This is a genomic window from Erwinia sorbitola (assembly GCF_009738185.1).
Classification (GTDB): domain Bacteria; phylum Pseudomonadota; class Gammaproteobacteria; order Enterobacterales; family Enterobacteriaceae; genus Erwinia; species Erwinia sorbitola.
In genome coordinates, this window is sequence record NZ_CP046509.1 from 37,883 (window position 1) to 55,683 (window position 17,801).

Annotated in this window: 17 protein-coding genes; 7 read left to right on the plus strand and 10 right to left on the minus strand. The window is 50.3% G+C overall.

Features of this window, described 5'->3' with window-relative positions:
* Window positions 1–82 precede the first annotated feature (82 nt).
* From GN242_RS00170 to GN242_RS00190, 5 genes are all read left to right on the plus strand, one after another.
* Window positions 83–1,423, plus strand: coding sequence for an aspartate aminotransferase family protein (locus GN242_RS00170; RefSeq protein ID WP_156286701.1), 1,341 nt, complete (start codon window positions 83–85; stop codon window positions 1,421–1,423).
* 324 nt (window positions 1,424–1,747) lie between these two features.
* Window positions 1,748–2,365, plus strand: a complete 618-nt coding sequence (sodA, locus tag GN242_RS00175) for a superoxide dismutase [Mn] (RefSeq protein WP_154753290.1) — start codon at window positions 1,748–1,750, stop codon at window positions 2,363–2,365.
* 289 nt (window positions 2,366–2,654) lie between these two features.
* Entirely contained in the window at window positions 2,655–4,160 is a 1,506-nt protein-coding gene (locus GN242_RS00180; RefSeq protein WP_156286702.1) for a sugar ABC transporter ATP-binding protein, read from the plus strand.
* Entirely contained in the window at window positions 4,157–5,161 is a 1,005-nt protein-coding gene (locus tag GN242_RS00185) for an ABC transporter permease (RefSeq protein ID WP_156286703.1), read from the plus strand. The genes GN242_RS00180 and GN242_RS00185 overlap by 4 nt, the downstream gene beginning before the upstream one ends.
* A 24-nt stretch (window positions 5,162–5,185) precedes the next feature.
* Window positions 5,186–6,253, plus strand: a complete 1,068-nt coding sequence (locus GN242_RS00190) for a sugar ABC transporter substrate-binding protein (protein ID WP_154753292.1) — start codon at window positions 5,186–5,188, stop codon at window positions 6,251–6,253.
* Between the two features lie 66 nt (window positions 6,254–6,319).
* Here the strand turns inward: GN242_RS00190 and GN242_RS00195 are convergent, their stop codons facing one another.
* Together GN242_RS00195 and GN242_RS00200 are read right to left on the minus strand one after the other, a co-directional pair.
* The gene (locus tag GN242_RS00195; RefSeq protein ID WP_197094749.1) at window positions 6,320–6,640 is read right to left on the minus strand and encodes a FidL-like protein; all 321 of its coding nucleotides are present in this window, start codon (window positions 6,638–6,640) and stop codon (window positions 6,320–6,322) included.
* Between the two features lie 158 nt (window positions 6,641–6,798).
* The gene (locus GN242_RS00200) at window positions 6,799–7,599 is read right to left on the minus strand and encodes a winged helix-turn-helix domain-containing protein (protein ID WP_156286705.1); all 801 of its coding nucleotides are present in this window, start codon (window positions 7,597–7,599) and stop codon (window positions 6,799–6,801) included.
* A gap of 373 nt (window positions 7,600–7,972) precedes the next feature.
* Between GN242_RS00200 and GN242_RS00205 the strand changes: the two genes are divergently transcribed.
* A complete protein-coding gene (locus tag GN242_RS00205) occupies window positions 7,973–8,248 on the plus strand; it encodes a FaeA/PapI family transcriptional regulator (RefSeq protein ID WP_156286706.1) in 276 nt (91 codons plus the stop codon).
* 149 nt (window positions 8,249–8,397) lie between these two features.
* On the opposite strand, the gene GN242_RS00210 is transcribed toward GN242_RS00205, so the two are convergent.
* The 8 genes from GN242_RS00210 to GN242_RS00245 all read right to left on the minus strand — a co-directional run bounded on the left by GN242_RS00210 (window position 8,398) and on the right by GN242_RS00245 (window position 17,136).
* Complete coding sequence (locus GN242_RS00210) at window positions 8,398–10,239, minus strand: FKBP-type peptidyl-prolyl cis-trans isomerase N-terminal domain-containing protein (protein WP_156286707.1); 1,842 nt, start codon at window positions 10,237–10,239, stop codon at window positions 8,398–8,400.
* Window positions 10,236–10,661, minus strand: a complete 426-nt coding sequence (locus GN242_RS00215; RefSeq protein WP_154753297.1) for a YuaE family lipoprotein — start codon at window positions 10,659–10,661, stop codon at window positions 10,236–10,238. The genes GN242_RS00210 and GN242_RS00215 overlap by 4 nt, the downstream gene beginning before the upstream one ends.
* An 80-nt stretch (window positions 10,662–10,741) precedes the next feature.
* Complete coding sequence (locus GN242_RS00220) at window positions 10,742–11,239, minus strand: helix-turn-helix transcriptional regulator (protein WP_230320719.1); 498 nt, start codon at window positions 11,237–11,239, stop codon at window positions 10,742–10,744.
* A gap of 481 nt (window positions 11,240–11,720) precedes the next feature.
* On the minus strand, window positions 11,721–12,083 hold the full coding sequence (locus GN242_RS00225) for a YibL family ribosome-associated protein (protein ID WP_154753299.1): 363 nt from the start codon (window positions 12,081–12,083) through the stop codon (window positions 11,721–11,723).
* Window positions 12,084–12,156: 73 nt separating this feature from the next.
* The gene (mtlR, locus tag GN242_RS00230) at window positions 12,157–12,693 is read right to left on the minus strand and encodes a mannitol operon repressor MtlR (protein WP_230320723.1); all 537 of its coding nucleotides are present in this window, start codon (window positions 12,691–12,693) and stop codon (window positions 12,157–12,159) included.
* Between the two features lie 86 nt (window positions 12,694–12,779).
* Window positions 12,780–13,928: a mannitol-1-phosphate 5-dehydrogenase gene (gene mtlD / locus GN242_RS00235; protein ID WP_154753301.1), complete on the minus strand. Its 1,149-nt coding sequence runs from the start codon at window positions 13,926–13,928 to the stop codon at window positions 12,780–12,782.
* A 98-nt stretch (window positions 13,929–14,026) separates the two neighbouring features.
* Window positions 14,027–15,958, minus strand: a complete 1,932-nt coding sequence (locus GN242_RS00240) for a PTS mannitol transporter subunit IICBA (RefSeq protein WP_156286708.1) — start codon at window positions 15,956–15,958, stop codon at window positions 14,027–14,029.
* A 461-nt stretch (window positions 15,959–16,419) separates the two neighbouring features.
* The gene (locus tag GN242_RS00245; RefSeq protein ID WP_154753303.1) at window positions 16,420–17,136 is read right to left on the minus strand and encodes a DUF3053 domain-containing protein; all 717 of its coding nucleotides are present in this window, start codon (window positions 17,134–17,136) and stop codon (window positions 16,420–16,422) included.
* A 331-nt stretch (window positions 17,137–17,467) separates the two neighbouring features.
* Between GN242_RS00245 and GN242_RS00250 the strand changes: the two genes are divergently transcribed.
* Window positions 17,468–17,761 carry an HTH-type transcriptional regulator gene (locus tag GN242_RS00250; protein WP_154753304.1) on the plus strand — a complete coding sequence of 98 codons (294 nt, stop codon included), beginning with the start codon at window positions 17,468–17,470 and terminating at the stop codon, window positions 17,759–17,761.
* The last annotated feature ends 40 nt before the right edge of the window (window positions 17,762–17,801 follow it).

The following is a 17,801-nucleotide window of genomic DNA, read 5'->3' on the forward strand; positions in this document are numbered from 1 at the left end:
ACAAAAAAGTTGCCATGATGAAGGTCAGACATTGCTGACTGCCTGTCTCCGGGTAAACCTCAATTTAGCAACGGGAGTGATTATGGCCACACGTTCAACCATCATGGATACCAACAGTTTCCGCGCCGAACATGCCGACGGCCTGGACGCTGATGTGCGTAAGCTGACCGATAAACGCAGTAAGGTGTTGGGTGAGTCTTACCGCCTGTTCTACCGTAAGCCGGTACATCTGGTACGCGGTAAAGGCCAGTATCTGTGGGATGCCGCCGGGGAGAAATACCTCGATGTGTATAACAACGTGGCCAGCATCGGGCATTGCCATCCGGCGGTGATTGAGGCGGTTTATCAGCAGATGAATCAGCTGAATACCCACACCCGTTATCTGCACGAAGCCATTCTCGACTACTCCGAACAGCTGTTAGCTACCGCCCCGGCGGAGATCGACCGCGCGATGTATATGTGCACCGGCTCAGAAGCCAATGACCTGGCGATCCGCGTGGCGCGTGCTTACAGCGGCGGCACCGGGATTATTGTTACCCAGGAGTCCTACCACGGCACCAGCGACCTGACATCCGGCGTTTCTCCGGCGCTGGGCAGCGGTCAGCCGCTGGCTGCAACTACCCGTCTGGTGCTGCCGCCGGATCGCTACCGCGTTGATGCTCCCGATCTTGGTGCCTGGTTTGCCAATGAAATCCAGAAACAGATCGATGATATGGCGGCACACGGTATTAAATTTGCCGGTTTCCTTGCGGATTCGATCTTCTCCTCCGATGGTGTGCTGCCGGGGCCAAAAGGCTTTCTCAAGCAGGCTATCGACGTGGTGCACAAAAACGGCGGCATCTTTATTGCCGATGAAGTACAGCCAGGATTTGCCCGTACCGGAGAAGCATTCTGGGGCTTTGCCCGCCACGATGTGGTGCCGGATGTGATTACCACCGGTAAGCCGATGGGTAACGGGATCCCGGTGTCTGGCCTGCTGGCGAAAAGCGACGTGCTGGCCGCGTTCAGCGATGAAATCCCCTATTTCAATACCTTCGGCGGCAATCCGGTAGCGATGGCAGCAGCGCAGGCGGTACTGAAAGTGATTAAAGAGGAAGGATTACAGGAACACAGCCGGGTGGTTGGGGCGAAATTGCTTTCAGAGCTCTCCTCGCTGAAAGATAAGTATGAGTGTGTAGGCGATGTGCGCGGCGCAGGTCTGTTTATTGGTTTTGAACTGGTAAAAGATAAAGCCAGTAAAACGCCGGATAAGCAGCTGGCGCTGGATGTCACCGAAATGCTGCGGGAAAATCATGTACTGACTTCAGTGGCTGGCCCATACGGTAATGTGTTGAAGCTGCGTCCGCCGCTGGCATTCCAGGAGAGTGATATTGACTGGCTGGTGGGGGCGCTGGATAAATCACTGGCGGCGCTGGGACGCTGACCCCGGGTTGGGGATGGAACGGGTCGGGCATGCCCGACCCCTACGGGGGCAACTGTGATGAACGCAGATCCAGATCCCAATATGTTCCCGTAGGGGCGAGGCATGCCTCGCCCTGGCTGATGAAACAATCGCTTAGATCATTTGGTTGTAACGCAACAGGTTAATGATATAACTCCCCTCTGACGCCCGCTGGTAAAGATACCCTTACTAACACCGGGGCATTGATATCCCTTTTCCCGATCATTTATTTAACTATAATGATCCGACTGCTTACGCGGTGCTGAACAGCGAGCGCCGCCCATAATCTGAATGGAGACGATGAACATGAGTTATTCACTGCCATCCCTGCCTTATGCGTATGACGCACTGGAACCGCATTTTGACAAGCAGACCATGGAGATCCACCACACTAAGCACCATCAGGCTTATGTGAACAACGCGAACGCAGCGCTGGAAGGAACCGAGTTTGCCAACCTGCCGGTTGAAGAGCTGATCGCTAAACTGGATCAGCTTCCGGCTGACAAAAAAGGCCCACTGCGTAACAACGCGGGCGGTCATGCTAACCACAGCTTCTTCTGGAAAGGTCTGAAAATCGGAACCTCTCTGGGCGGCGACCTGAAAGCAGCCATCGAGAAAGATTTCGGCAGCGTTGACGCGTTCAAAGCTGAATTCGAAAAAGCGGCAGCGACCCGTTTCGGTTCTGGCTGGGCGTGGCTGGTCAAGAAAGGCGACAAACTGGCGGTTGTATCAACGGCTAACCAGGACAGCCCTCTGATGGGCGAAGCGATTTCTGGCGCATCCGGCACCCCGATCATCGGCCTGGATGTGTGGGAACACGCCTACTATCTGAAGTATCAGAACAAACGCCCTGACTACATCAAGGCGTTCTGGAACGTGGTTAACTGGGACGTGGCTGCTGAGAATTTCAAAGCAGCTAAATAATCACAGTTAGCGATGACCTCAACCGGCGACCTGTTCGCCGGTTTTTTTATGTCTCTCCCCCGGCAATGTGTTTTTCTGTGCAGCATAACTACGCAGTATCTGACAGTTATTCCCCTTTTATTAACTGGTTATAAGCAGCATACCAGCGCTTCCCCCTGTAGTATCTGGACATCTGGATGGCTAATAACATTTTGTGTTAGCTTATGTCCTTTCGTTCGTTGCCTGCCGTGACAATCCGTTAAAAAATGCGGCGCACCCCTTTATTTATTGAGCTTGAGAAAACACGCCCATGACCGCGATAAATCGCCTTGAAATGCGCCAGATCTCCATCGCTTTTGGCGGTTTTGCGGCGCTTAAATCCGTCGACCTTACTCTGGAAGGGCACTCTATCCATGCGCTGACCGGGGCCAACGGTGCCGGAAAATCAACGCTGATGGCGGTGCTCTCGGGCGCATACGATCACTACAGCGGTGAGATCTTGCTGGATGGTCAGCCTGTGACCATTCGCTCCCCGCGCGATGCAAAACAATTGGGTATTCATCTGGTACAGCAGGAAGTGGATGTGGCGCTGGTGGCGGGACTGAGCGTGGCAGAGAATATTATGCTGGATCGCCTGGCTGAAGGTGGTCAGCTTTATCGCTGGGGCGAGATGCGCCGTCAGGCACGGGCGCTGCTGGCGCAGTTAGATGTACAGATTGATGTGAAGCGCCAGGTGGAGCAGTGCACGCTGGCAGAAAAACAGCAGATACTGCTGGCGCGTGCGCTGTCGCACCACTGCCGTTTTCTGGTGCTTGATGAACCCACCGCTCCGCTTGATCAGCATGAAAGTGAACGTCTGTTTGCCGTAGTACGCCGTTTGCAAAGTAGCGGAATCGGCGTGGTGTTTATCTCGCATCGTATTCATGAGCTGAAGGCTATCTGCGATCGTCTGACGGTGCTGCGCGACGGTGAGCTGATTGAAAGTGGCCCGATGCAGGGATTAAGCGGTGAGCAGATTGTTGAGAAGATGCTCGGTCATCAGCTTGACGATATCTACCCGCCGCAGCGCCCGCCGTTCAGTAACGAGACGCTGCTGCATATTGCCGGGCTGCATGACGAGCATCTGTTAAAAGATATCACCCTGACGCTAAATAAAGGCGAGATCCTGGGCATTGCGGGGCTGGCAGGCGCGGGGAAAACCGAGCTGTGTAAAGCGCTGTTCGGTGCCAGTAAAAGCCGGGTGCAGCATGGTGAACTTCACGGAAAACCGTGGAAACCTTCATCTCCTCACGCCGCCGTCGACAATCGGATGGCGCTGATCCCGGAAGAACGCCGCAAAGAGGGCATCTTTATTGAGGAGTCTGTGGTGATGAATCTCAGCGTAACGGCAGATAACAGCTTCTCCCGCTGGAGCTTATTTGGCCATCGTCAGGCGTGGCGCTGGGCGGAAGAGGTGATTGCAAAGCTGGGGATTAGAACCACCGGGCCGCGACAGACACTGCGTCGTTTATCCGGAGGCAATCAGCAGAAGGTAGCAATTGGCAAATGGCTGCGTAATGACGCCGATGTACTGATTTTTGATGAACCGACCAAAGGCGTGGATATCAAGGCTAAAACAGACCTGTTCGAACTTATCGACGGGCTGGCTCGCCAGGGAAAAGGGGTGATTTATGCCTCTGGCGAATTTTCTGAGCTGGTCGGCCTGTGCGACCGCATCTGCGTACTGTGGGACGGGCGCATTGTTGCCGAAATGGCTGCTAATGACGTTGATGAAGAGACACTTTTACTTTATTCCACCGGAGGAACGCCTGCGTGAGCAGCAAAGAAATTTCCCTGAAGGCGGCACCGTCCGTCCGACACCAGCTGTTTGATTTTCTCTATAAATGGGGGATGTTGCTGACGGTAGTGGCGCTGATCGCTGGCTTTGGCCTGGCATCGGACAGCTTCCTTGAGCCGACCAATATCATCAATATCTTACGTTCGATTGCCATCGTCACGGTGATCGCGATTGGCGTATCGATCTCGCTGACTATCGGTGGTTTTGACCTGTCGGTCGGATCGACCGCGTCGCTGGCTAACTCGCTGGTGATCTCGATGTTTGTCTGGTACGGCCTCGGCCCGACGCAGGCTATCGCCCTGACGCTGCTGCTGTGTACTCTGGTCGGTCTGTTTAACGCCTTTATGATTGTCGTGCTGAAAATACCGGACATGCTGGCAACGCTTGCCAGTCTGTTTGTGGTGCAGGGTGTGGCGATGACTTACAGCTTTGGCGGTTCAATTACCGAGAATATGGTGCTGCCAAGCGGTGATATGGCGGAAGGCACTATTCCTGCGGTGTTTTCACTGCTGGGCCAGGTGCCGATTATCGTGATTGTGATGCTGGCGGTGACGGTGGTGGCGCAGCTGCTGCTGTCGCTGACTAAGCATGGTCGCCGCATGTATGCCATTGGCGGTAACCCTGAGGCGGCACGCTTGTCCGGGATCCGCACCACGCGCTACCGCGTGCTGGCCTATGTGATCTCGTCGTTACTGGCAGGCATGGGCGGTATTCTGCTGGCTTCGCGTATTGGTTCCTCACAGGTTAATGCGGGCGGCGGCTATCTGATGGATGCGGTGGCAGCGGCCTGGATTGGGCTGTCGCTGGCGGGTGCAGGAAAACCTAATGCACTGGGTACGCTGCTGGGCGCAGTGATCCTCGGTGTCTTACAAAATGGCCTGGTAATGCTCTCCGTACCGTATTACGCGATGGACATTATTAAAGGCCTGGTGCTGGCCGTTGCACTGGCCATTACATACGTACAGCGCCGTCAGGCGTAAAATTTTCAGACAGGGTAAATAATAATGAAAAAAATCACGACATCGCTGCTGGCTCTGAGCCTGCTGACTGCATTACCTGCTTTCGCGGCTGATACCGCCGTTCCTGCTGCTATCGCCAACCATGAGGGGCCGGTGCGTATTGCGGTGATCCGTAACCTCGGTTCTGACGATAACACCACCCAGTTTGTAGCCGGAGCCATTCAGGAGGGGCGTAAGCTGGGCTTTAAAGTCAGCACCTTCCTCAGTAACGGCGATGATGCGCGCTTCCAGGATTTCGTTAATCAGGCCATCAGCCAGAAATATGACGGGATTATCCTGTCACACGGGAAAGACCCTTACTCCACCGCACTGGTAAAACGCATTACAGATGCGGGTATCAAAGTTTCCGTATTTGATACCCCGGTTAACCAGCCTGTCGACGGCGTTACCGTCACCGCGCAGGACGATGCTTCTCTGGCACAGCTCTCACTCGACCAGCTGGTGAAAGATACCAACGGTCATGCAAATATCGTCAAGCTGTGGGTTGCGGGCTTCCCGGCAATGGAACGTCGTCAGGTGGTGTATGAAAAAGTCCTGAAAGCGAACCCGGGCATTCACCAGCTGGAGTCAATTGGCGCCGTTTCCTCAGATGTGCAGGGTGATACGGCCAATAAAATTGGCGCCATTCTGGCGAAGTATCCAAAAGGTAAGATTGATGCCATCTGGGGCTCATGGGATGCTTTTGCCCAGGGTGCCTATAAAGCCTTGCAGGAAAACGGCCGCACCGAGATCAAGCTTTACAGTATCGACGTGTCTAACCAGGATTTGCAGCTGATGCACCAGAAGAACAGCCCATGGAAGCAGACCGTGGCTGTTGACAGCAAGCTGATTGGCGCAACAAACATGCGCCTGGTGGCGAACAAGATCGGCGGTGAAACCACCCCGGCAACCTATCAGTTTACCGCCTCAGCCATTTCTCAGCAGCAGCTGGCTGCGCAGACTGGCGCTGTCAACGTGGCAAATCTGAACAAAATTATCCCTGGCTGGGGTACATCAAATGACTTCGTCGCACCGTGGTTCGCTACTCTGGAAGCGAAATACGCTAAACAGTAATCCTCTTTACGGCTGAATAATAATGGCTTAACTGCACAGGTGGTTAAGCCATTTTTTTATCTGGGTTTACTGGTTAACACAGGCGTAGAGCGGGGTGGTGGCATCTGAGATGAGCAGCGTGTTATCGCTCAAGCGGGACAGCTTCAGGATAAACAGACGACCTTTAAGAAGCGCATGAAAGAACACGTCCTCAGGAGCAGTATCCACGTTCGTGGCATGACTGGCTGCATAATTGAGCTCCAGAATATTATTTTCCGCGTGATAGATGTAGTCCATCATCAGCGTCCTGCTCAGAGTAAAGCTGCCTTTATCCGTGTGCAGCTTACCTGAGAATCCCAGCGCCAGCCGTTTATTGCCAAGCGTGGTCAGGCTCAAATTCCCATCCATCGTTGCAGCTGCATCCGGCTGCTGAATATAAAAGTGTACATCCCCTTTGCATGCCAGAGAGAAACTGGATCTGTCTACATCCGTTTTATCACGAGGCAGAATAATGACACATATAGCGGTCAATAAAATGATGGCTCCACTGGTTAAAAGGATATGTCTCATGGTTTTTTTATAGTGGTTGAAAGGAAACTCTCACAGTGGGTGAGTCTGTTTTTTTTATTTTTTCTGCATGTAGCAAGAAAAACACTGCTCTGATCGTAATCCTTTATTGGGAACAGGTTAGAAAACCTGAAGTAAACAGTGCTGTTATTACTTTTACAGTTAATGTGTTTTTCTTTAATCAGGGAGGCTAATAGCTTAAGTTTTACCTCTCTATTTCTATCGCTGTCACTATCAAGATCAATTATATGACATGAGTTTATGTTAATAGTGCCAGGGGTTTTTGAATGGGATACGTAAGTCGTTAAGCTAAAATAAATTACCAGTAAGGTTATGACGATAGTCAGGCAGATAATGAGATTTTTTTTGAATGTATCTCTGCCGTGAGAGGATTTTAGTTGAATTGCGGGGAGGTTATTCTTTTCATTTTTACTATTGCGATCGGTCGCTTTACTTGAACCAGATGAGGGTCTGATGAGCGTTACTTCTGCATCAAAGCGGAATCCCTGTTTTGGTACAGTAATAATGATGTTCTGATTCACACCGAGCTGTGAGAAAACTTTTCTCAGCAGGCTAATGTGGTTACTCAAATTACTTCCCGAAGGTCTGAGCCCATGCTCCTCCCATACGGTTCGGAGTAACTCTTCCCGCGTTAAGGTATTACCGGAATGAGTTATCAGTTCAGTTAATAGTCTTGAGCCTGGCCTGGAAAGTTGTACGACAGAGTTATCATTACCGATAAGGTTTAGTAATCCATTTATGGAGTCAAAATGGATGGTCTGATTAATAAAATAGTCCATTTTTATTTTTCAATTATTTCCCATTATCTACCGCCCGATTATCTTAATACTAAACAGCCATGTCAATGATTACCCCACCGCACCTGATTGTGGTTTTTTTGATAAAACGTGCTTACTTTTTATTATTAATTTCAAGTTAAGATTATTTGTTACAGGTTAATGATTTAAGGCTATTCAGTACTTTACTTAAAATTAGTTTTTTATCCTGTTATTATTTAACTTTATGGTTCTTTATATTGATATTACTTAATAATTGATATTAAGTTTCGCTTAATGTGCTTGCGTACTATCATGGAGTCTCTGTGATTTACGTAGTTTATATCTTTTATATATTCAATCGGCAGGAGCCGTACATACCATAAGGAGCAATGCCATGAGTGAATCTATTGCTAAAAATATTCAGCGTAAAACATCTGTCGATAAGGTGATTACAGCACTGAATGATTTCTTCAAAGAGAAAGGTGCTGCCAGTTCAGATTCATCATCAGTGCTGGCCAGTACCAGAGATGTGGCTAACCGATCTGAATTAAGCATTTATAATGCACGACATATCTTAATAAAACTGGAGAAAGAGGGTGTTATCACCTCGATCAGGAAAGAAAACAGTAAGAGCCTGTATTGGAATAAGACTGAGTCATTCAAGATGTAAGCGGTGGCTTCATCATATAAGTGGCGTATCATCTAAGCAGATACGCCACTTATCCATTTGTTACTACAGGTTGCAAATACATACAGAGCAATAAGATAGATTTTACGCTACCGGTTAAAGGTACGCATCTGCAATTCTCAGGTTGAAAATTATCGTGGCATTCGGCGGGATTTTCGGCGGTGAACCGATATCCTTATATGCCAGCTCTGGCGCGGTACCACGATAGTAATTGAACCATGATTTTTTAATTTCTTTAATGCTTCACGGAACACCGGAGGGAAACCAGATAGCGGCTGCGTTAACATTGTACCTCTGGCATCCATATCAGTGATCACTTCACCGTTGGTAAGACTCTCTTTAACTACGACATTGTAAGTAGCATTTTCTGCTATTGGCGTATCACCTTCATAGGTAATATTATACCAAAATCCGGAAGGAGACTTTTTCGTGTTTTTCATTTTGGTAAATTTTTGCAGATACTGCTTTGTCGCCTGATCTAGATTTGAGATTAATTTCTTTTGCTCTTGTGTTTCTCGATGACTGACTTCCGTTAATGTTTTCTCTAACGCATCCACTGAGAGTTTGGGTTTCCCCTGGAATGCATCTACGATTCCGGCCAGTACAATATTTTTTTCTGCATCTTTGCCCCAGCTATTATTTTCCGCCTGCATTTGCAAAATTTCATCCCCGAGGGACATCCCAATTGCATAGCCTTCACGAGCGCTCTTTTTATTCAGCTGTTCTGGTGTAACGTGCGGCAGTTCAGGACTGGCTTTGACGTCTGCTTTCTGTTTTTTGGCCTCTGCCAGCTCGACCAGTGCCGCATCAAGCTTCGCCTGAAGTTCTTTGTCATTTTCTGCTGGCGGTGTTCCCGGTTTATCAGTTGCTGTGGCAGCGGTATCCACGGGAGCTTTTTGGCTTAGTTGCAACAGATCTACTTTAGCCATCAGTGATTTCGCAATCAGCTCACTTTCAGCAAGCTGTTCAGCGGTTGGGCGTGCAGCAAGCTCAGTTTTTAGCTGTTCAGCTTCAGTTTGCAGCTTATTTTTTGTTTGCTCTGCTTCAGAGAGCTTCTTTTCAAGCGCGAGCTGCTGCTGTTTACTGGCTTCATCCTGACCACTGGCACCCTCCTGGCTTTGGGCAATCTGTTCCAGCAGCTGCTGTTTCTCTTTAGTCAGCTTCTCTTTTTCCTGGGCACTATCAGCGGCTAATTTTTGCTCTTTGGATTTTATTTCATCCCGTTCTGCTGTGATTTTCTGAATATCATCACGACTGGTTGACAGGTTTGTTTCCAACTCAGCGATTTTTTTATTGTACTCTTCGATCTGCTGGTTTAAAGCTGCCTCGTGCGCGCTGAGAACGTGCTCTTTCCCCTCATTAAGGGCCTTGAGCTGGCCGCGCAGGGCAGTTTCAGCTAGCTGAACCTCTTTAAGCTGGTCTTTCGCCTGAGTCAATTTCTCGACAAGTGTGTTGTGGGTTGGATGTAGGCTGAAAATCTGGCGTAAGTTCTGTGCCATATCCAGCATTGCCTGTTTATCCGCCTGGCTTAACTGAGACGTTTCTTCAACCACGGGTGCCACAGGTGGTGACTGCTGTAGAACGGCGATCTGCTCTTCAAGGGAGCGGATTGTCTTAGCCTTTTGTGAGATTTCTCGGTCTTTATCAGCGATGTCTCGCCGCAACGCTTTTAGCTGTGTGCGATCAACGCGTGGGGCAGGCGCAGGCGCAGCCTGAACCCGCCGCCGTGGTGGCGTGACGGTGTTGACTGCTTCACTAGTAACACGAGGAGGAGTAAGCCTCTCCTGAACAGGCGGAGCCAGAGGTGCCTGCGGAGTCTTATGCTGTTGCTCCTGATAAGAAGTGGCAAATTGTAAAACGGCAGGAGCTTCCAGCTCCGCTGCATACACTTTACTGTGCATTGCGCCCAGGCAAGTCATAACCACCAACGCGGCGGCAGACAAAGCAAAAGGAGCAGGGTATTTACCAATCATGGCCGTGCTTCACCCTTCTTGGTTAGGCTATCCATCAGTGCTTGTGCAATCCGTGCACAAAGCTGATTCGCGCGGTAGTGATAAAGGGAGTCAACCGTATCCTGAGTATTCTCCCCAACGTTTTTTCGCACCCCGGTATACTGAGCTGCATTGCTCATCAGCGCGTCAAATGTCGTTTGCATTGAGCGGTGCTCCGACGAATTAACGACTTTTAGCGCTTCAAGCTGCGCCTGACACAGTTTCAACTTATTACTGTCTTTAATATATTTTTCGCTCTGGACAACCTGCGGCTCTTCTGCGGATTGGGCAGGAGCAGGGACGGGTGTTGTTTTTGGTTTCCCCTGACAGCCAGCGAGTACAAAAACAAACAACACGGCGATCATATTAATAGTGCAAGGTAATGAGAATTTACTAATTGCCATAATAAAGATAACTCTGAATAAATAACGTTTCTAATGATGTTTAATCACGTTACGGTGTTAGAAGTTGCATCTTGCCAATGCTAATGGAACTGATCGACAGTACGTATTGATTCACACCATCCTTCCTGAATTAACCAGTAGTTAAGTTCAGCAGGGCGGATCATATTGAGCTTTGACATAATATTACGTTTATGCGCACTAACGGTTTTCTCGCTAATCTGAAGGAAACGAGCGACGCCGCCATTGCTGATGCCACGCGCCAGATAGCGGAGGATCTCAGTTTCACGTCTGGTCAGATTATTGGTGGAACGAGTCATCGTTGAACAGGGTTGAATCATAATATTACGCATATTGTTGAGCTGTTCCATTTGCTCATTAATAACTGACAGCATGCTCTCCACTGACTGATTGCGGTAGAGCGGGGTATAGTGGCTGATATGTGGCGCTGTGGCGTCGTTTTCCTCAGTTTCAGAGGAGCCATTCTTGATGATAAATATACACATCGGGCGCATTGACATACGGCGATTCAAATAATGTATATTAGCAACTGACAGCGACTCTTCTGCCAGGAAAATCATCTTCGCCCTGCTATTGAAGGCGCAATCAGTGAAGTCAGCATGAATTCCACGGCGAGAAAAATCTTCAGACAGACAATCCGTTAACCCTCTCATATAAAAAAGATTCGGGTCGTGTATTACGATCGTGATGTAGTTGTTTCTCATGATTTAATACCTGAAATTATCCTTAACCGGAGACGCAATATCAACGTCCTGCAAGCGTCTCTCCGTGACTCCTGAACAGCATACCTATGACACATTATATTGGATAACAAACATTATCGGTATCAAAGTTACTTATATTTCCTTATTGCGATATATAATTCTGTCATCGAATTTAATTCGACTCTATAAATCGCGGGAATTAATTAATACGTTTTTTTTCGATACTTAATATCGACGTAATGTATTTATCTGAGGGGGGTAATATCAATAATTGTAAATTATTTATGCATAAAAAAGACAGGATCACCGATCCTGTCTTTTTTGTGTAAGCGGTTATTTAAAATGCAGTTTTGGCGAAACCGGTCATCTCTTTTAAGCCCATTTCGCGGCCAAGCGCCGTGGTTGGATGAACCACCACGATACCGCGCACGCTTTTTTTCAGCGCACCCATATTCGCCTGCTCTTTTTTGGTAATAGCGCGGCTGAATGGCAACTTTTGCAGCTCCTGAGCTTCTTTGCTCAGATTCTCGGCGCGAACGCCGCGCAGACGTTCGATTTCTGCCTCTAATTTGTCTTTTTCTTTCAGCAGCTCACCGAGCTTCTCGCTGTCACCGGAGGCCAGCAGAACCGGCTCTTTATGATTAAGCGCATCCAGCTTGTCGCTGAGATCTTTGATTTCTGACTTTACTTGTTCTTTCATAACGATTGACCATTAAATTGATTCATTACTGCAAAGGATACACGAAAGCGGGGCAAAGAGGGAAAAGGGCGGGTTACTTTTTGAAAGCCTGCTTCAGACTGATTTGTGAGATCAGCGTAGTCAACGACAGCACCATGGTGGAGCGCACTACCTGCTGATAACGCTGCTGCTGCATGGCGCGCAGCTCCGCATCGTCGTGGGCGAAGTCGGGGCAGGGCGGCAGGGCGCTGACGCAGTGCAGTTCGCCAAAAGGCCCGAGAATTTCGTCGTCCGTAAAACGATATTCGCTGCCGTCGTGGTTCAGCTCTTCACGCAGGGCCATCAGCAGTTCGCAATCTTCATATTCACTGCGATTAATCACGCCGAGACCATAAATCAGCTTCAGGCGCACCGAGAGTTCACCCAGTGGGCCATCGCCGAGCAACAGTGGCTCCACCGCATATTTCACGGCATAGTCATCCTTGCGAAATACCTGTACCACCAGAATGTTTACTGCTTCTGTCAGCAGCTCAACCGTGGCGATAAGAAAGCTTCTTACCGATCGTCCGGCATTCAGGCGTTCGAGCACCCGATTTTCAAAAGCCTGAGGTTGTTCCATGAGAGCCTGCATATCGTTCGTATGGCGTAATAACGCCTGCGCGGGCACAGCAGTGCTGTGCCCTTCTTGTTCGTCCGTGAGGAGCGCTTGCGCCGACATTATGCCATAGCGTTCCAGGCCTTCACTACTGCCTTAACCACATCGCTGTTGATATCCAGACCGGAGATTTGCGCCAGAGTGGTAGCGACGTCCTGGCTGGCCAGCAGTGCAGCCAGTTCCTGCGCCTGCGGATCCTGGTCGCTACGGTAATGCAGAGCGGCGGCAATCCCGATGACGAGGTTGTCGTGCGGTAACTGATATTCCAGCGTGCCCAGCGTTGGTTTGATCAGACGATCGCCAGCGCTTAATTTACGCAGCGGCTGACGGCCTACGCGCTCAACGTCATCTTTCAGATACGGGTTTTCGAAACGGCTGAGGATTTTCTGGATATAGGCTGCGTGTTTCGCCGCGTCAAAACCGTAACGCTTAATCAGCACCGCGCCGCTCTCTTCCATTGCGCCCTGTACCACTGCACGCACTTTTTCATCAAGAATCGCTTCACGGATAGTTTGATGGCCCGCGAGCTGACCCAGATAGGCAGTAATGGCGTGGCCGGTATTGAGGGTAAACAGCTTACGCTCTACAAACGCCATCAGATTATCAGTCAGCTCCATGCCGGGAATGGCCGGCAGGTTACCTTTAAACTGTGTTTTATCGACGATCCATTCGCTAAAGGTTTCTACTGTGACTTCCAGCGGATCGCTGCTGCCGGCTTCTGATGGCGGTACGATGCGGTCAACTGCGGAGTCAACAAAGCCAACATGCTCCTCGACCCAGGCATGATACTGTTCCGGCAAAGCTTTCAGTACATGACCCTTTAACTGCGTGGTACCGCGTACCATATTCTCGCAGGCGATAATGTTCAGCGGACGGGTATTAGCGCTATCACTGCGTTTGGCCAGCCCTTTGGCAATGCTACCGGCAATGCGTTCGAGGATCTGCGGGCCAACCGCAGTGGTAACGATATCAACCTCTGCTACCAGCGCGATAATATCGTCGCTGGTGCTGTTAACGGCGTTAACCCCTTTGACGATCTCAACCTGCGCCTGCTCACCGACCACATGGACCGGATACTCCCCGCGTGCGTTCAGCGCGTCCAGCACCACCTGATTTACATCTGCGAAGGTGAGTTGAATACCCGCATCGGCCAGCAATTTGCCGATAAAACCACGGCCGATATTACCGGCGCCAAAATGTAATGCTTTCATAATTATTCCCGTATCAATGATCCAAGAGTCGGACATGCCCAAACCAGGAAAGGGCCGGGCATGCCCAGCCCTTCAAAGAGGTGTGATGGATAGTCCGCTTACGCGCTGGTTTTTCCTGACAGAATGTCGAGCACTTCCTGCACACTGGTGGTGGTGGCCAGTCGGGCAATCACGCTGTCATCGTCCAGGGCATTGGTCAGGCTGGTAATTACCTGAATATGTTCGTTATTACGGGCAGCAATACCGATGACCAGGCGGGCGATATCATCCGGCTCTTCACCGAAGTGAACGCCGTCCGGGTACTGGCAGAACACCACGCCGGTTTTCAGCACGCGGTCTTTGGCTTCCACGGTGCCATGCGGTACGGCGATAGACTCGCCCAGGTAGGTGGGCGTCAGTTTTTCGCGCTCCAGCATGGCGGCAACGTATTCCGGCTCAACGTAACCCCCCTTCACCAGCTGCTCACCGGCAAAGCGAATCGCCTGCTCTTTGTTCGTCGCATGGTTGCCGAGGAACACGTTGGCAGCACTCAGTTTGAACAGGTGTTCCTGGCCCTCATCAAAGCTATCACTCAGCGTACTGCTGACTTTTTCGCGGTGACCGGCGCTGCGCCCGGCTTCGACCAGACGGGCTGTCAGGTCGGTATACAGGCCGCTGTCGAGGAAGTTGGTCAGTGAGATATGTTGCGCATGTGGTGCCTGGCGCATTGCACGTTCGGTCAGGTCGCGGTGGGTAATGACCAGGTCGACATCGCCCGGCAGGCTGTTAATGGCGGTATTGGTCACGGAAATACTGCTCAGTCCGGCATCGTTTACCTTCTTGCGCAGTACGCCTGCACCCATGGCGCTGGAACCCATACCGGCATCGCAGGCCACGATGATTTTGCGTACATGGCTCAGGTCGCTGTGCAGGCCATCAGCAGCGCCAGCAGGTGTAGCGGACTGGCCTTTAGACTGCGCTTTCATCTCCTGCACACGGCGGGATGCGGCTTCGATATCGTCATCTTCTTTCACTTTGCTGGTTTTCAGCAGAATGGCAGAAACCACGAAGGAGACGGCAAAAGCAGCGACGATCGCAGCGATGTTAGCGAAGTAAGCCCCTTTTGGCGTCATTGCCAGTACCGCAAGGATGGAACCTGGAGAAGCCGGAGAAACCAGACCGCCGTTCAGCAGAGTCAGGGTGAATACGCCGGTCATTCCGCCGAGGATTACCGCCAGAATGAGGCGCGGGTTCATCAGCACATACGGGAAGTAGATTTCGTGAATACCACCAAGGAAGTGGATAATCGCAGCGCCACCGGCAGACTGTTTAGCGTTACCACGGCCGAAGAACATATAAGCCATCAGCACGCCCATACCCGGACCTGGGTTGGCTTCGATCAGGAAGAAGATCGATTTACCGGCTTCGCTAGCCTGCTGGATACCCAGCGGCGAGAAGATACCGTGGTTAATGGCGTTATTCAGGAACAGGATTTTCGCCGGTTCGACGAAGATGGAGGTCAATGGCAGCAGGTTGTTCTGCACCATCAGATTCACGCCGGCGGCGAGAATGTGCGACAAGCCTTCCACCAGTGGGCCGATTGCCATGAAAGCAAGGATAGCCAACAGCATGCCGATGATACCGGCAGAGAAGTTGTTAACCAGCATCTCAAAGCCGCTTTTGATTTTACCGTCAACCTGGCGGTCGAAGGTTTTAATCGCCCATCCACCCAGCGGGCCGGCAATCATTGAGCCAAGGAACATTGGCATATCGGCACCGACGATAACGCCCATGGTGGTGATAGCACCAACCACACCGCCGCGATCACCACCGACCAGACGACCACCGGTAAAGCCGATCAGCAGCGGCAGCAGATAGGTAATCATTGGGCCAACCAGCTTCGCCATCGTTTCGTTTGGCAGCCATCCGGTTGGAATAAACAGCGCGGTGATAATACCCCAGGCAATAAATGCCCCGATATTTGGCATTACCATATTGCTCAGAAAGCGACCAAAGTTTTGTACCTTGATCTTGATATCTGATGAGGACATAAAAAACACCCCTTATTGGTACGCGCCGACGAATAAGAGAGCGCGTTGAATTTTTGTTTTAGACCCGGCAGCGGTAACCGTCAGTATCACTGTATGCAGGCGGACTCTATCACGCGGATTTTATGCTGCGTAGCTGTCGCAAGAAGTGTGATTTAGATCACCATGCCAGGTGGGGGTAGAGGGGGGTTTTAGTGACGGCGATCACATTTGTGACGTGTAGAAAAACGACTAAGGCGTTTTTTTAAACGAAAAAGGCGGATTGGTGTGATGAATATCACATTTTAATGTTGTTGTTTTGTGTGTTATTTGTGATCTGCATCACAAATTATTTTCGACCAGAATGCGTCCGATCACACTTCTTTCGTCGCCGAAATCTTAAGAATAGTCTTATGTAAGAAAATTACACGATATGAGGGGAGAGGAGAAAAAAGAGCTGACGAATGCCAGCTCTGATTGATTGCTTACTGGAAACTGCCCTTCAGCGCAGTTTGCGCCTGAGACAGCGCCTGAGCGTTGGCACTCAGATTACTCATCAGCGTATTGTACTGGCTGGCCTGTGCCTGGGTCGGGAACTGAATCGCCGATCCATTAAAGCTGACGTTAGCCCCCTGCTGTTGCAGGAAGTCACCGGTCTGCACCGCATCCTGGCTCAGAGTCTGTAATGCTGGCAGCAGCGGCATCAGCGTTGCAGCAGGTTGAGTCACCACTTTGGTGTACACATTGTCATAGACGGTCTTCAGCGCTTCAGGCTGTTTCAGAGCGGCTTTGCTGCTGTCGGCCTGAGTTTTCGCTGTCTGAATCTGCTGGGCAAGAACGCCAAGAGAACCGCTCGCCTGGCGCAGGGCATCACGATGCGTCAGATAATCCTGTGGGGTGCGAATAGCGGAAAGCTCATCCACTACCGGCTTCAGGCCGGAATCTACTGCGCGGTTAACCTGCTGTGAGAAACCATAAAGAATGGCGTAGTCGCTGACGTAGGGGCCAAATTTCTGCTTTTGGTCTTCACTCAGACTGGGAAGGTGTTCACCGCTGCGCATCACGGTGTTTTGCAGGAAATCGATAAACGCTTTGCGCTGATCGGCTTCGTTATCGCCACAGCCAGTAAGCTGTAATACCAAAAACAGCGCCATAACCGGCACCAGCAGACGCGTCAAGATGCGTGATGATCCTGTCATCATAAGAAATTAACTCCTGTTAACAGATACTTATCGGTTTAATTCAAACAACTAATCTTGCGTAAAGAATAGTCGAAATCACTTTTGATGGATAGCAGAGTCTATGTAACTTATTTTTGCGCCTCGTTTTTTGGCTGATACCAACGCAGGATGAAAAAATAAACAAAAAATATGATCCGGATCTCACAAAATGATCTAATACTTATGATCCTGGCGTTACCCTGTGCTGCCCCAAAAAGCGCCCCAGTGGCTGATGTATGCCAGCATTGAGAACCTGGACTTAAGGTTCTTTCCCTCTGGTTGTTCACGTTTTGTGAGTTTTCGAGGAGTGCTTATGGAGACTATAGATCCAATGTCTGAACTGCTTTCCAGTCTGGAGCAGATTGTCCTTACCCGTAACATCATGCACGCTATTCCGGCCCTGAAAGATGATGTGGCGCCACCCGAGCCAAAAAGAGTTCGGGAAATTACCGGCATGCAGATTGATGAGTTTGCTCAGGCATTAGGAGTCAGTGTTTCGTCAGTGAAAAGCTGGGAAGCAAAAAGAACCAAACCGTCTGGAAGTGCACAGAAGTTAATGCAGTTGATTCAATCGAATCCTTGTCTCAGCAGACAGCTGCTGGGCTGACAGAAAAAACCCGCCATCAGGCGGGTTAATGTTTTTCAGG

Bases quoted from the DNA above. Each gene is read 5' to 3' on its own strand.
- GN242_RS00170 (WP_156286701.1), top strand. From the start codon at position 83: ATGGCCACACGTTCAACCATCATGGATACCAACAGTTTCCGCGCCGAA.
- sodA (WP_154753290.1), top strand. From the start codon at position 1,748: ATGAGTTATTCACTGCCATCCCTGCCTTATGCGTATGACGCACTGGAA.
- GN242_RS00180 (WP_156286702.1), top strand. From the start codon at position 2,655: ATGACCGCGATAAATCGCCTTGAAATGCGCCAGATCTCCATCGCTTTT.
- GN242_RS00190 (WP_154753292.1), top strand. From the start codon at position 5,186: ATGAAAAAAATCACGACATCGCTGCTGGCTCTGAGCCTGCTGACTGCA.
- GN242_RS00195 (WP_197094749.1), bottom strand. From the start codon at position 6,640: ATGGATGGGAATTTGAGCCTGACCACGCTTGGCAATAAACGGCTGGCG.
- GN242_RS00200 (WP_156286705.1), bottom strand. From the start codon at position 7,599: ATGGACTATTTTATTAATCAGACCATCCATTTTGACTCCATAAATGGA.
- GN242_RS00205 (WP_156286706.1), top strand. From the start codon at position 7,973: ATGAGTGAATCTATTGCTAAAAATATTCAGCGTAAAACATCTGTCGAT.
- GN242_RS00210 (WP_156286707.1), bottom strand. From the start codon at position 10,239: ATGATTGGTAAATACCCTGCTCCTTTTGCTTTGTCTGCCGCCGCGTTG.
- GN242_RS00215 (WP_154753297.1), bottom strand. From the start codon at position 10,661: ATGGCAATTAGTAAATTCTCATTACCTTGCACTATTAATATGATCGCC.
- GN242_RS00220 (WP_230320719.1), bottom strand. From the start codon at position 11,239: ATGATTTTCCTGGCAGAAGAGTCGCTGTCAGTTGCTAATATACATTAT.
- GN242_RS00225 (WP_154753299.1), bottom strand. From the start codon at position 12,083: ATGAAAGAACAAGTAAAGTCAGAAATCAAAGATCTCAGCGACAAGCTG.
- mtlR (WP_230320723.1), bottom strand. From the start codon at position 12,693: ATGCAGGCTCTCATGGAACAACCTCAGGCTTTTGAAAATCGGGTGCTC.
- mtlD (WP_154753301.1), bottom strand. From the start codon at position 13,928: ATGAAAGCATTACATTTTGGCGCCGGTAATATCGGCCGTGGTTTTATC.
- GN242_RS00240 (WP_156286708.1), bottom strand. From the start codon at position 15,958: ATGTCCTCATCAGATATCAAGATCAAGGTACAAAACTTTGGTCGCTTT.
- GN242_RS00245 (WP_154753303.1), bottom strand. From the start codon at position 17,136: ATGATGACAGGATCATCACGCATCTTGACGCGTCTGCTGGTGCCGGTT.
- GN242_RS00250 (WP_154753304.1), top strand. From the start codon at position 17,468: ATGGAGACTATAGATCCAATGTCTGAACTGCTTTCCAGTCTGGAGCAG.